Source organism: Flammeovirga pacifica (assembly GCF_000807855.2).
Classification (GTDB): Bacteria; Bacteroidota; Bacteroidia; order Cytophagales; family Flammeovirgaceae; genus Flammeovirga; species Flammeovirga pacifica.
This window is the reverse complement of record NZ_JRYR02000001.1, coordinates 2,833,142-2,847,478: the sequence shown is the minus strand read 5'-3', so window position 1 is coordinate 2,847,478 and position 14,337 is coordinate 2,833,142. Positions and strand designations below refer to the sequence as shown.

The following is a 14,337-nucleotide window of genomic DNA, read 5'->3' as shown; positions in this document are numbered from 1 at the left end:
TTAGTTTAGAAATAACCCTCTTTCTTACGATCTTCCATAGAAGTTTCAGAACGCTTATCGTCTGATCTGTTACCTCTTTCTGTCTGACGCATTGCTGATACTTCTTCCACTACTTTTTCAACAGTGTCAGCATCAGATTCAATACCACCAGTAATAGTGATATCACCAAGTGTTCTAAAACGAATTTTCTTTTTCTCGATTTTTTCCCCTTCACGAAGTTTAGTATACTCCGATACTGGTAACCAAGTGTTATCTCTCCAAATTACATCACGTTCATGAGCCAAGTAAAGAGAAGGAATCTCAATCTTTTCTCTCAAGATGTATTGCCAAACATCAAATTCAGTCCAGTTAGAGATAGGGAACGCTCTGAAGTGTTCTCCTTGACTGTATTTTCCGTTAAATAAGTTCCATAGCTCAGGGCGTTGGCGTTTTGGATCCCATTGTCCAAATTCATCTCTGTGAGAGAAGAAACGCTCTTTTGCTCTAGCTTTTTCTTCATCACGACGACCTCCACCAATACAAACATCAAAGTTTTCGTCTTCGATAGTATCTAATAGAGTAGTTATTTGAAGCTTATTTCTACTTGCATTTGCACCAGTTTCTTCCAAAACTCTACCATCATTAATAGATTCTTGAACAGAACCAACAGCAAGTCTTACTCCAAGGTCTTTTACTAGGTCATCTCTAAAAGCAATTGTTTCAGGGAAGTTATGTCCAGTGTCGACATGTAAAAAAGTAAATGGTATTTTAGCAGGGTAGAAGGCCTTTTTAGCCAAATGAGCTACCGTAATCGAATCTTTACCACCAGAGAATAATAGTGCTGGATTTTGGAACTGAGCAAACACTTCACGTAATATGTAAATTGCTTCAGCTTCCAACTCGTCCAAATGTGAAAGTTGATAATTACTCATTAGATATATATAATTTTTATTATGTCTAATTCATTTTGAGTTTGTGAAAAACTCTTTGACAAGATACAAAGATATACTCTATAAGATTACTATGGAAATAAATTCTATTAAAATATTGTCAACAGAAGTATCAATTTTTTGAAATTTTTGAATTATATCTACTTTGTAATTCATTGATGATGAAAAATGTACCTAAAGTTTTATAGTGATACCTAGTTGTTTTGCAATCTCTTTTCTTTGCTGTGATAATAATGTCATAAGCTGAAGTGCTTCCATCATTTTTTCATCATTTTTATTCTTTTCAGCTAATAGTAAGCCCTCCTGACATTGGTTAATTAAGTCTGTTAGATAGGCCATTTTATAATACAGTAGAGAGTTATAGGCCAATTTACCTATGTTCTCATCTTTTTTAGGAATATTGATTTTATGGCGTTTTGTCCATTCGGCAGAAGGTTCATGTGTATCTTCACCTATAATATTTAGAATTCTTTTTCTATCTTTTTCAGAACTGTATTTTTCTTTAAAAAAGTTGATGGATGGGATTTCTCCCATGGCAGTTTCATTCTTATAATCCACTAATATTTGTTGACAAAATAGGTCTTCTAACATCATATTTCCGAGTTCATCAAAAAGATATTGATAGATGTAACCTACCTCATCATTAATATGTTGATCTCCGTAAAGCATCAAAATTCTAATATATTCTTCTTCATGAATACCCAATCTTTTTAAACGTGAAGGTCCTTTAGGACTATCAGGTTTTTGAGTAGTAGAAGGCGTAACCTCTCCTAATGGAGGTAATATTGGTGCATCGCCTATTTCTATTACTGGCTCCATAGAAGGTGGAGGAACATCATCTAAAGGAAAAGGTACTGGTGGGGGAATTTCATCTCCACCAAAGTCACGTTCAAAACCACCATCAAAATCCATTGGAGGAGGAGGAACATCATCAAAAGGAGGAGGTGTTGGAGGTGGTTCGTTAGAAAAGTTATCAAAACCCATTGGAGGTAATGGTGGGGGCGGTGCGTCATGTGAAGGACTTGCATCTATTGATCCACCACCATAAGGGTTTTCATAAGGTCTTCTTTGTTGATTTCTTCGTTTTTCAGCTTGTTCAAGTTCTTTTTGTTTAATCTCTTGAAGGTTTTTAGCCAGCCCTTCTACAGAAATTTCAAAAACTTGAGCACATTCTTTTAAAAATATTTCTTGTTGGATGGTATCAGGAATTTTAACGATACTCATCAGTACTTCTCTGATCTTTTCCCCTTTTTTGATAGGGTCATTTTTGGCTTCCTCGTTGTATAACCTTGCTGCAAAAAGAATAAAGTCAGTTTCTTCTCTCTTTAGATATTCAGCAAATTTATCACCGCCTAAAGAAGAGCAAAAACTATCAGGGTCTTCACCATCAGGCAGTCTTACTACACGTACATTCAGGCCTTGTTCTAATAACATGTCGACTCCTCGAATGGCTGCTTTTAAACCAGCGGCATCACCATCAAAAAGTGCAGTAACATTATTAGTAAAACGTTTTATTTGTTTGATTTGTCCTTCTGTAAGTGCTGTACCTGAAGAGGCAACCACATTTTCAATACCTGATTGATTGAGAGAAATTACATCGGTGTAACCTTCTACTAGATAACATCTATCTTTTACTCTAAGTGCATCCTTCGACTGGTAAATACCATATAAAGCATCACTTTTATGATAAATTTCTGTCTCAGGCGAATTAAGGTATTTTGGTTTGCCATCTTTTTTTAAAGTCCTTGCCCCAAAAGCGATCACTCTACCCGATAAATCATGAATAGGAAACATTACACGACCTCTGAAACGATCGTATTTTTTCCCTTTTTCATTTTCTGATTGAAGTCCAGCTTGTCCAAGTGACTCTAAAGTATATCCTTTATTCGTTGCTTCTTTTTCTAATGAATCCCAAGAGTCGAGACTATACCCTAATTCAAATTTATTAATGGTATCCCCGTTATATCCTCTGTTTTTAAAATAACCTAATCCTAAAGATTTACCTTCATCAGAAGTTTGCATCATACGCATGAAGTAATCTTTAGCAAAGTTCATGGTTAAGAAAATACTTTCTTTCCTCTTGGCTTTTTCTTCTTCTTCAGGAGATCTCTTTTTTTCGACTATTTTGATCCCATATTTAGCTGCTAAATACTTTAGTGCTTCAACATAAGATTTCCCTTCTTTTTCTTGAACAAATTTGATAGCATCCCCAGAAGCTCCACAAGAAAAACACTTGTAGAGGTTCATACTTGGAGTAACGTACATAGAAGGAGAATTGTCGACGTGGAAAGGACAGATGCCAATCCAAGATTTACCTTTTTTCTTTAAGGTGACAAAATCTTCGACTACTTCTACGATATCAAGCGTTCTTTTTATTTCTTCAACGGTTTCCTGAGGGATCATTGCACTTATTTATAGGATTCAACTACAAATTTAGGATATTGTATTAAACTTAATGGTTAAGAAACGTAATAAAAATGATTGAGTCTACAAAAGGTATAGTTTTAAGCAATATGAGGTATCAAGAATCATCTTTGATTGCTCATGTCTATACCGAAAAGTTTGGAAGGCGAGATTATATTATAAAAGGTGCCTATTCTAAAAAGAACAATAAAGCCTCGTTTTACCTTCCTTTAAATATTTTGGATTTACAAGTGTATGAAAAAGGAACGCCTTCTTTAATGATGGTCAAAGAAGTAAGAATTGGCATAATGTTGATGTCTCTAAGAACGAACCCTCAAAAATCGATGATTCTTACTTTTTTATCAGAACTCTTAGAAAAGACCTTAAGGTCAGATGAAGTAGGTAATCAAGAATTGTATCAATTTTTAGAAGATAGTTTGATTGAACTAGATAATATAAACCAAAACTGGAATTCTTTCACTTTACAGTTTATGCTTAGGTTGAGTCATCATTTAGGAATTGGGATAGCATCAGCTCAAATGTTATTGAATGAAACACAATCGATGGCCTACATAGATGAAAAATTGGAGGAATGTATCGAAGTCTTACTTCAACAACCTTATACACATGATTATAAATTCCCTCTTGCTATTCGAAGAGAGATTATGGACCATTTAGTGAAATTTTATACTATGCAGTTACCCAATTTTGGTGAACTTACTTCTTTACGAATTTTAAGGGAAATGGGAGAATCATTAAGAAGGTCAAAAAGTAGAAATTCTTAACTATGGATATTGTGCTGCTAATCAACAGCTATTTTAATTGTTTTCTCAATTATTTCTTCATTTTCAAACTCTTCTTTATTGCATAATTTGATTTTGACAATGTGGTTGCCTTTCTTTTTTATAGAATGATTAATAAATTTTCTAAGGTTTAAAATGGTTGCTTTTTGATGTTTCAGCGGGAAAGTTAATCCAATTAGATTTACATTTTCATTACTCTCTTTTTGATCTGCTGCATGCACAGTAAAGCCGTCGTGTTCTATGTCTAATAATGATATAGAATTTGTACTTGATATTTTAATATAAATGTTGTCAAAGTTACCTAACTCTCCATGAATAGGTTGAGATAAATTCGTATTAATCCCAGATACTTTAATCGACTTTTTAGCAGCCTTAGAATCCAAGTGAATTATTTTCTTTAAGTCATAATTATCTAGACTTAGAAAGTTATTTGTGGTAGTTAATCCAATGACAACACTAATCATCATGAAATATATTGATTTCATAGCTTGTCGTTACTTGTTAATTATTAAACTAGAATATTACCTTTTATGTTTAATTTGATTGTGATGAAAGTTTATTTCTTTAAAGGTAAACTACTAAAAAACAGTCCTATAAATGTGAATGTTCCATTTAGTAGTAATAATTCATATCCAAATTTGTACCCATTCAACAAGTTTTCAGAATTTGTTTGTAAAAAATAACAAAGAAGCGGTGAAATAATACAAATTAGTGGTATAAACTTTGGCTGAAACTTCTCGTTCATCATAATTCCAAAGGCATATAATCCTAATAAAGGACCATAGGTATACGTAGCTAATTTCAAGATGGTGTCTAAAGCATTGGTATCATTAATCGCTTCAAAATAGATAACTAATAAGAAAAGTAGGAGGGCAAAGCCAAGATGTACTCCTTTTTTGATACTTTCTGCTTTAGTACTTTTTAGACTATCAGAATTAAATCCTAAAAAGTCGATACATAAAGCTGTTGTTAAAGAGGTAATGGCAGAATCGGCACTTGAGAATGCAGCTGCTATTACACCTAATAAAAATATACAAGCACCCACAAAACCTAATTTTTGTTGAGCGATTAAAGGGTATAATTGATCTGATTTTGAAGGGAACTCTAAACCTATATCTGTAGCAAAAGTATATAAAAAAGCACCGAGTATTAAGAATAATGAGATGGTGAATAAAAGCACGATACTAAAACTAACCATATTCAATTGAGATTTTTTTAATGATTTTATGGTTAAACTTTTCTGCATCATATCTTGATCCAATCCCGTCATGACAATTACGATAAATGCTCCAGAAATAAATTGTTTCCAGAAATAGCCACTACTATTTACATCCCAGTTGAAAACTTTTGTATAGGTTCCTTCATCAATTACTCTGTTCCAAAGACTAAATAATGAGGTATCTAAACTATTAGAAATAAGAACTAATGTGAAAACACCGGCTAGAATCATAAAAGTAGTTTGAAGTGTATCCGTCCAAACTACGGTTTTAATACCCCCTTTTAGTGTGTATAAACTAATAATCAACAATAGAAAAGCAGCATTAATTGTAAAAGGAAGATGTAATGGATCAAAAATAAAAGTTTGAAGTACTGTAGCCATCAAAAACAATTTTCCTGCAGCTTGCAAACTTCTAGATAATAAAAAGAAGGCTGACCCTGTTTTATAGGCAATACTATTAAATCGGTTTTCTAAGTAACCGTAAATAGATATCAATTGATGCTTATAATAAATAGGCATTAGTACGTAAGCTATTACTAAGTAACCTACGACATAACCTAAACTCATTTGTAAATAAGAGAAACCAGCTGCTTTAACAATACCTGGTAGCGAAATAAAAGTTACCCCAGATAATGTAGTACCAATCATTCCATAGGCCACTGCGTACCAAGGTGATTTCTTGTTCCCGTTAAAAAAGGAAGTAGTGGAGTTGGTTTTGTTAGTAAAGTATGAAATGATAAATAGGAGAATAACATACCCCGTATATATAAAGAAACTTTGATAAGCTGTAATATTCATCTGTTTGTAATCGAAATTGAATTGATTTTTTCGAACTCAGGTGATCACTGAGAATGTAAAACTGTAAATTAAATCGAAATCTTCAAAATATAATGAATAAGCTACATATTGTTATCTGATATAAATAAAAAAAGAGGCTGTACTATGATTAGTACAGCCTCCATTTTCTAATTATGTTAGTGTATTAATATGCTTTAGCAGCATAAGACGCTAAACTGTAATAAGGTAAAACTACGTTTTCTCCTTTTCCAAATTGAGGCAAAGGAATCGTTTTTTTCTCTTCAACACCTTTGTCATTAGTTAAAATGATTTCTACAGAAGTTTGCCCTTCTTTTAAAGGAATTCTTGTGTAAGAAATATCTCTAGGGAGAGATTGCCAAGATCGAGTATCAGCAGATTCTGATGCAGAACCTAATATACTTAAAGCAGCACCTAAACCTTCATTTTCTTGCCCTACTCTTGCTGCAATACTTTGTTTCATTGCTACTCTTAATAAAGATTTAGAAAACTCTAATAGCATTCTTTCTTCTAGTACCTTAAAAGATATCGCATTGATATTTTCTGCATGAGAAAATTTATAGGCAATATTATCAGCACCAACAAGACGAGCATGTTTATAAAAATTTTTACGCTCCACATATTTAGGGAACACAGCTTTAATCCATGTTACAGCGGGCATATCATTTCCACAATAGAAAGGGAAGCTCAATCCTAATTCTTTATTGACAAAAGTAACATATCCATTACTTCCTTGAATAATAGCAAAATTAACTCCCCATTCAGCTTTTACAGGAGACATACCATTATTCCATAAAAGTGTGAGGTGCGCATAACTATCATCTTTTTGGAAATCCATTCCAAATTGAGTAGCATACTTATCGGCTTCATCGTATAACCCAGTTTCTCTAGCCGTTCTAATTAAATCAAACTTTAATTGATCTGGAACAGGCATTTTGAATAGCTTAGCGTAATCATTTTGATAGATATCTAAAGCATTACGATAAGCAATGAAAGCATTGTTGGGGTCATTGAATGCTTCATAAACGATACCCATCATTACATTGATGAAGGCATCTCTTTTGTATTTTTTATCGGATTTGTATTTATCACTAAGTTGATTGAGACGAAGATTCATACGTTTACACTCTACAAGTGCTTCGTTGTATTGTCTCATTTCGAGGTAATTAAGTGCTTTGAAATAATTGACCATCAATTTTTCATGATCTTCTCCTGGGTAAGTAGTTAGGTTGGGATTTAATAATAAGGCTCCACCTTCTTCAAAAGCATTTTTCTTATGATCTTCAATAAAGATATCTGCTTTTTGAAAATCTTGATTACTTTTCTCAAAGTTATCTTGTAGAGAAGCAACCATACCAGAGTTTACTAAATAAAGAAACTCGAGACGCCCTTTACTCATTTTCTTCTCACTTTGAGACATCATTAATGCAGCAGCATCAAAGTTACCCTCAGCAAGAGCTTTATTAAACTCATAAGTTTTTTCATAAAAAGTAGGGGCACAAGCTACCACTATACAGGCGACTATGGCACAAACAAAAAATCGGAGGTAGTACTTCATTCTTTTAAAGAATTAAAGGAAGGTTGAAGTGAAAAAATAGGAAATCTCCTTACCTCAAAAATACTTGGAGGTAAGGAGAAATTATGGTAATTAATAATGTGAAGTATAGAGGTTTCTATACTTATTATTAGTTACTAGTTTTTGATGTATTTTTTGATTTCTTTGTCACCAATCCACACCTTTTCAGTAGTTTCCAAATCAGCTAACTCCAAGTTGATCTTGTAGTTTACTAATTTTTCTTTTTTCAATTGGTCAACAGTAGAATTGATTGTTCCGAACATAATGAAATCAGCACCAAGTTCTTGAGCAATTTTCTTTTGAGTTTCCTCAGAAGCATTCACTTGTTGTGACTGTTGCTCAGCACGTAATTGCGCTCTAAACTGATCGTTTTCTACTACTCTAACTTTTCCAGAGTTCACAAATTCACGTTCGATATCTTTAATAAAGGTTTCCGCCTCGATATGCTCATGAGATTTATTGATTACTCCACCTACAATAACTACAGGCTTTCTATTTTTAGAGTTTTCAAAGTTAGGTAACCAAGGACGGCTCATCACATCTGAAATCATATCTTTAGATACTTGTTTAGAATCAGTATCGTTCCAACGTCCACTAATATCAACCGCTTGATTAGGGTCCATACGTGTAACAGATCTTGAACATGATCCAACAATCAATAATGATATAAAAGCGATTGCTAATGCGATTGTTTTAGTAAACTTCATTATAGTCTATATTCTTAAGTTATTAAATTATTGTAAAACAAATTTGCCTTTTGGCTTATCTAATTTTTTGAGGATGATTCTAGTTTCAGAAATTCTTATAATTTTGAATCTAGAAGAGGCAGTTTCCGAAGAACCATCTCCTTTTCCGTGGGTTAATAGTAAGGATTTTTTTCCTGCCATAACCCATTTGCCTGCAAGATATTCGTTTTTATTGTTTTTAAAACCAAATTTCTTGTCAATAGAGAAGTGAAGTGTATTTCCTTCGTCTAAAGCGTAAACTTCTTGTTTGGTTAGTTTTTCTCTTTTTACCTCAGTGATGGTCCAGTCTTTACTAATTAAATATTGTTTTCTTTTTTCAATATCCTGAGCTTTTGATTCAACAGATGATAAAAGAAATATTGCAAAGAATAAGGTAATTAAGCTTCCGAGTTTAGTGTGATTTTTCATGGTGTATATTTGATTTTTATTAATAGGCACAACGTTTTTTAAACATTAAAGTTACATTTCTATAATTCTTTTATGAGAATAACATTGTGCTGTGAATTTATTCAAGAAAATTTTAAAGTCCTAAATATTTATTCCATGATAACTTAAATTCCTCATATAGAGAGAAAACGTCATCAATATCATCCCAAAGACCAGTTGTGTCAGACACTTTTAATTTTTGTTCAGATTGTTTTGCTTTTTCTGCCAATTTCATAATTCCTATGGTTGCAGCTGTTCCTTTAAAAGTGTGCATTATAGATTTTATTTCATCGACATTCTTTCTGTTTTTTGCTTCGACCAAATCGTGAATTAATTGATCACCTTCATTAATAAAATCCATGAAAGATAATTCGATTAATTCTACTCCTCCATATTTAGCTAATTCAGCCGTAATTGAATAATCAATAATAACATTACCGTTCTCATCAACATCAAGATCAGTTCTTGGTGCTTTTTCCTCGTTATTAATAATCTCAATAATATCTTCTTCTATTACTTCTACAGTAACCTCTTCCTTCTTAGTGTTTTTCGTATCGGTATGAAGGTTTTTTGTAATGATCTTTTCAACTTTTTGTAAAAGATCATGGGCTTTGATCGGTTTAGGAAGAAAATCATCCATACCGGCCTTCATAAACTCCTCTTGTTCTTCCTGAAGGGTAAAAGCCGTCATCGCAATAATAGGTGTTTTTACCTCAGGAAACATCTCATGTATTTTCTGAGTTGTTTCCATACCGTTCATATTAGGCATTTGAATATCCATAAAGATCATATCAAATAGATGACCGTCGGATAAAAGCTCAATAGTACGGTTGCCACTATTGGCAGTGGTGGTATTGCATCCTGCTTTTTTCAGAATACTTTCAGCTACCATTAAATTGACACTGTTATCATCTACGACAAGTATCTTAGGCTGTTGGACAGAAATTTTAGGAGAAAATATCTCTTTTACATCTTCTGCAATATTAGTAGGGGTAAGATGATTGACCTCTTTTACCTCAATTGTAAACCAAAAAGTACTACCATCTCCAACTTCTGACTCTACACCAATATCCCCACTCATCATATTACAGAGTTCTTGGGAAATCGATAAGCCTAAACCTGTTCCGCCTTTGGTTCTTTTATAAGAATCTTCTTCTACTTGACTAAATTGTTTGAAAAGGTGTTTTTGCCCTTCGGGCGATATACCACAACCATTATCAATTACATCAAACATAAGAGTATAAACACCATTGAATTTTTGTACTCCATTAACATCAATTTGTACCGTTCCGCCATCAGTAAACTTGATAGCATTTGAGGTTAAATTAGATAGAATTTGGAGTAATCTTGTCTCGTCGGCGAGGATAACATTAGGAACATTATTACTAACATTCGAGCTTAAGATGGTATTTTTATTTTTTGCATTTTGATGGAATAATGCAATCAGTTTTGATATCGTAGTTCTTATATCAATTGGTAAAGGACGAAGCTCCATTTTACCAGCTTCAATTTTTGATAAGTCTAGAATATCATTCAGAATATTCAATAAAATTTCTGATGATCGCTTAATAGTAGAAACATATTTAGTTTGTTCCTTCGTCAGTTTTGTTGTACTTAATAAGTCTACCATACCAATTACACCATTCATAGGTGTTCGGATTTCATGAGACATATTTGATAAAAACTGACGTTTAACTTCTAAAGAACGTTCTGCTAAATCCTTCGCTTCTCTTAATTCATGTTCAGATTGTTTGATAGGAGTGATATCACGAGCCAAACCTTCAACACCATTTGGTCTCTTTTCTTTATCATAAATCAGTCTAAAGTTGGATAGAATATATCTTACCTCACCTTTTTTATTCCTTACGGTACTTTCGTAGTTTTTGACCGATTTTTTGATGGCCAATTCCTTCATTAATCTTGACAATTGTGACTCACTAATGTAGTATTCTGTCACATGTTTGTCCACCACATCCATTTGATCTTCTCCTAACATTTCTTTCACAGATGGAGAGATAAGGATGAATTTCCCTTCTAAATCAGTTCTGAAATATACATCTTGTAATGTTTCAAAAATATTACGGAACAGTTCTTCACTATCTGCTAAGTGAAGTTCCATTTTCTTTCTATTTGTAATATTCTTAGTTACTCCGGCGATTTCTTGAATAATTTCTCCATCACCACTGTGCATTCTTACAGGGTTAAGAGAAATAGAGTGCCATTGTTCTTCTTTGGCAAAAGTATTGAACTTAAATTCAAACGATTCTGATTTACCATCAAAAACATTTCTTACTTTCTCTTTCCAAAATTCAATAGGAGACATTTCATGAGGAAGAATATCTCTGATAGACATTCCTTGTATTAACTCAAGGTTGGAATATTTTTTTATGATATCGGCAAACCTTTGGTTGTGCCTAGTGATTTCACCTTTCTTATTGAATGTCCAAATTGCTTGAGAACCACTTTCAAAAATAGCTTCTAATTGTGCTCTTTGCGTTCTTACTTTAAGTTGAGATTGATCTCTAATTATAGCCGCAGCTAAAAGTCCTGTTGCTAAATCAAATAAGTTCAGATCGGGTTTGCTAAAAGCCTTTCTATTGGTAAATGATTGAATGACAATCATACCCATTTTTTGATTATTGGTTACCAAAGGTAAGCCCATCCATATTTCAGGTACTTTTTCTAGTTTTAGATTGTATTGATCAGCCAGTTTTTCAATGACTTCTTTATACATAAACATCGGTCTGTTTAAAACATCTACCATTTGTAGTGCAAAGTCCGACGCGGGTACTAGTGCTTTGTTGTTGGATCTAGTGTGATTGTTAAAAGCGATATACATTCCTGTATGAAACACTTTTTTCCTTACCACAATAAAACTTTCAATGTCTACAACTAATTTCATGGCTAGATAAACTTTCTCAAAGAGATCGTTTATCCCAAAGTTTTGTTGTAACAGTTTTGCGAAAGTAATGATAACTTCTTGTTCTCTGTCTTTTCTTTTTTTATCAGTTATATCTGTTAAATGTAATTGATAACAAGCATTTGAATCTTTTTTAAAACTGATTTGACAATTAGTGATTTTTCTTTTGGATTCATGTTCAAAAGCAAGTTCAATTTTCTTTTCTGAGGTAGATTCTTCAGATAGCTTTAAACTAATCAGTAATCTTTCTTGATATTCTTTAGGAACTAAATCAATAAAAAAGATTTTTTTTAATTCTGAATCAGTAAGATTAAGGAGTTGTTTGAACGGGTCGCTAGCAAATTTTATATATCCCTTTCGATCAAAGACAACAACCATTTCTTTTGATGAAGTGAAAATATCCTTCATCAGAGTATTACTTTTGATCAGTTCTTGAACATGAAAAGTTTCTTTTGTGATATTCTGAACATGTACATAAACGTGATCAACTCCTTGTTGACATACATGAGTTCCTCCAATTTTGAGTAACAGTTCGTTACCATTTCGATTACGCATTTTGGCATTTAACGATTGCGTCAGACCTTTTAAAGAAAAGTTTCTCTCGAAATGGAAAATATCAAAATATTCAGAATAGTGCTTGCCAATTGTTTCTTCAGGATAAAAATCGGATAAAGTTAACATGGCTTCGTTCCAAAAAACAATTATCCCATTGTCATTAAGACCAAAGTTGGGAAGATCACTTTTTTGAAAGGAGTCTTCGAATATTTTAAAGTAATTGTTATCTGTTGTTATGTGGGCGGAACTGTCTTTATTCATTGTTGTTGTTCATCAATGAGTTCTCGATCATTTTGAGCGAGATGAATAGTTTGAGTAGGAAATGCAAAATCAATACCCATTTGCTCTGCAATACGTAATATTTTAAGCATTAGATATTCTCTGGCTTGCAATTCTTCACTCCAATCTTTAGTAATAAAGAAAATATACAAAAGAATATCTAAAGATGAACGAGAAAAGTTATTCAATCTTACTTCATAGAAGTCTTTTCTTGTTCTAGGGTGTTCTTCTACAGCTTTTTTAATGGCTTTAATAAACATTTCAATTTTCTCTGGAGGAGTTCCATAAGGTATTGATAAGTAGGTTTTAAATCTTCTAAATTCCCTTTTTCCAAGATTATCAATATCACTATCCGCTACTGTGCCATTAGGAATATTTAATAACGAGTTGGCAAATGTTCTAATTCTAGTGGTTCTAAAACCAATTTCTTCTACAATTCCCTCTTGTCCTCGAACATTAACCCAATCTCCCACTTCAAAAGGTCTGTCTGCAAAAATCATTACAGATCCAATAAAGTTTTTGATAGTGTCTTGTGCAGCAAAAGCAATAGCAACACCACCAAAAGAAATACCTGTTATTAAATGAGTAATATCATAGCCAATAATTTGAAGTACCATCAAAATACCTAATGATATGGCAATGATTCTAAAAATCACTTTAAGAATCGGGATGAGGTTTTCATCGATCTTTTTTGATTTTTTTGAGAAAACACCAATTCTAAGGATCAAAATATCAGCTAGCTCAAAGAAAAGAATGGCTATATTAACACCAATAACTAATTTAATTATAAGTGTAACCATGTAGGAGATTCCACTTGGCAATAATAAAAAGGGAACTGCTACATAAAAGAAAAACATGATACTAAGCCAAACAATAGGTCGTCTTAATTTTGGTATAACAACCTTAGCTAATTGTTCTTGTTTTGCTTTTAAGATAAGTCGCTTTAGTACACTGTCGGTAAACCAAACACTGAGAAAATAGAACAAATAACTTAAAATCGAGAGGCTGAAAATAGCAATCCATTGCCAAATTTTTAAATTTAAAAATTGCCCTTGTGATCTTTGTAATTTACTAGTGTAAAGTACTAATTCTCTAGTATATGAAGGATAAGTATCTTTAAATAGGGTATGAATGGATTTACACGAATAGGTACTGTACCTCCACATTCCGTTTTGGTATTCTAAATAGATATTAGGAATCTTATTACTAATCTCAAATCGTCTTGACTTAGTCTTCGGATCAATATATTTTTTGGTTAATGGAAGATCAATATTATTTATATAAATGTTGTTGGCTAAAAATATCAATTTTAGTTCAATAGCCATTTTTTTCCTTTCTTCTATGTCTCCAACATTAGAAGGAAAAGCATGAGCAGCAACATCTGGATGAAAAGAAGTTTCTTCTAAATTAGTAAGGTGAGTATGAAAAGCGTGATATGGTGTACTTAATGAATATTCTACACTATCAAATTTTTGAAATTCATAAAAACTATGATCAGTAGGATAACTTTGTTCTTGAATATTTAGATCGTCAGTATTATTCTGTGCAATCAATAAAAATGGGTGAAGAAATACTATTAAAAGTAAGTGGAAGAATCTGTTCATAAAGCTTATTTTGACTGATATCTTGAGGTGTAAACTCAAATTGATGAAATCACATCATTTT

Annotated in this window: 10 protein-coding genes; 1 reads left to right on the top strand and 9 read right to left on the bottom strand. The window is 32.6% G+C overall.

The window, feature by feature from the left end; translation table 11 throughout:
• Positions 1-5: 5 nt before the first annotated feature.
• Complete coding sequence (cysD, locus tag NH26_RS11070; protein WP_044222975.1) at positions 6-911, bottom strand: sulfate adenylyltransferase subunit CysD; 906 nt, start codon at positions 909-911, stop codon at positions 6-8.
• Between the two features lie 192 nt (positions 912-1,103).
• Entirely contained in the window at positions 1,104-3,332 is a 2,229-nt protein-coding gene (gene dnaG, locus NH26_RS11065; RefSeq protein WP_044222972.1) for a DNA primase, read from the bottom strand.
• Between the two features lie 74 nt (positions 3,333-3,406).
• Here dnaG and recO point away from each other — a divergent pair, with 74 nt between their 5' ends.
• Positions 3,407-4,117 carry a DNA repair protein RecO gene (recO, locus tag NH26_RS11060; RefSeq protein ID WP_044222969.1) on the top strand — a complete coding sequence of 237 codons (711 nt, stop codon included), beginning with the start codon at positions 3,407-3,409 and terminating at the stop codon, positions 4,115-4,117.
• 17 nt (positions 4,118-4,134) lie between these two features.
• Here the strand turns inward: recO and NH26_RS11055 are convergent, their stop codons facing one another.
• From NH26_RS11055 to NH26_RS11025, 7 genes are all read right to left on the bottom strand, one after another.
• Positions 4,135-4,620 (bottom strand): hypothetical protein, encoded by a 486-nt coding sequence (locus NH26_RS11055; protein WP_139263012.1) that lies wholly within the window; start codon positions 4,618-4,620, stop codon positions 4,135-4,137.
• A gap of 71 nt (positions 4,621-4,691) precedes the next feature.
• Positions 4,692-6,152 carry a sodium:solute symporter gene (locus NH26_RS11050; RefSeq protein WP_044222962.1) on the bottom strand — a complete coding sequence of 487 codons (1,461 nt, stop codon included), beginning with the start codon at positions 6,150-6,152 and terminating at the stop codon, positions 4,692-4,694.
• A 184-nt stretch (positions 6,153-6,336) separates the two neighbouring features.
• Positions 6,337-7,728, bottom strand: a complete 1,392-nt coding sequence (locus NH26_RS11045; RefSeq protein WP_044222960.1) for a COG3014 family protein — start codon at positions 7,726-7,728, stop codon at positions 6,337-6,339.
• 134 nt (positions 7,729-7,862) lie between these two features.
• A complete protein-coding gene (locus NH26_RS11040; RefSeq protein WP_044222959.1) occupies positions 7,863-8,453 on the bottom strand; it encodes a penicillin-binding protein activator LpoB in 591 nt (196 codons plus the stop codon).
• A 27-nt stretch (positions 8,454-8,480) separates the two neighbouring features.
• Entirely contained in the window at positions 8,481-8,900 is a 420-nt protein-coding gene (locus NH26_RS11035) for a hypothetical protein (protein WP_044222957.1), read from the bottom strand.
• Between the two features lie 112 nt (positions 8,901-9,012).
• Positions 9,013-12,654, bottom strand: coding sequence for a PAS domain S-box protein (locus NH26_RS11030; RefSeq protein ID WP_044222954.1), 3,642 nt, complete (start codon positions 12,652-12,654; stop codon positions 9,013-9,015).
• Positions 12,651-14,276 carry a mechanosensitive ion channel family protein gene (locus tag NH26_RS11025; RefSeq protein WP_084812140.1) on the bottom strand — a complete coding sequence of 542 codons (1,626 nt, stop codon included), beginning with the start codon at positions 14,274-14,276 and terminating at the stop codon, positions 12,651-12,653. Before NH26_RS11025 ends, NH26_RS11030 begins: the two co-directional genes overlap by 4 nt.
• Positions 14,277-14,337: the final 61 nt, after the last annotated feature.

Coding starts and splice junctions, on each gene's coding strand:
- NH26_RS11045 (WP_044222960.1), bottom strand. CDS start 7,728: ATGAAGTACTACCTCCGATTTTTTGTTTGTGCCATAGTCGCCTGTATA.
- NH26_RS11030 (WP_044222954.1), bottom strand. CDS start 12,654: ATGAATAAAGACAGTTCCGCCCACATAACAACAGATAACAATTACTTT.
- cysD (WP_044222975.1), bottom strand. CDS start 911: ATGAGTAATTATCAACTTTCACATTTGGACGAGTTGGAAGCTGAAGCA.
- NH26_RS11040 (WP_044222959.1), bottom strand. CDS start 8,453: ATGAAGTTTACTAAAACAATCGCATTAGCAATCGCTTTTATATCATTA.
- NH26_RS11035 (WP_044222957.1), bottom strand. CDS start 8,900: ATGAAAAATCACACTAAACTCGGAAGCTTAATTACCTTATTCTTTGCA.
- NH26_RS11025 (WP_084812140.1), bottom strand. CDS start 14,276: ATGAACAGATTCTTCCACTTACTTTTAATAGTATTTCTTCACCCATTT.
- dnaG (WP_044222972.1), bottom strand. CDS start 3,332: ATGATCCCTCAGGAAACCGTTGAAGAAATAAAAAGAACGCTTGATATC.
- NH26_RS11050 (WP_044222962.1), bottom strand. CDS start 6,152: ATGAATATTACAGCTTATCAAAGTTTCTTTATATATACGGGGTATGTT.
- recO (WP_044222969.1), top strand. CDS start 3,407: ATGATTGAGTCTACAAAAGGTATAGTTTTAAGCAATATGAGGTATCAA.
- NH26_RS11055 (WP_139263012.1), bottom strand. CDS start 4,620: ATGAAATCAATATATTTCATGATGATTAGTGTTGTCATTGGATTAACT.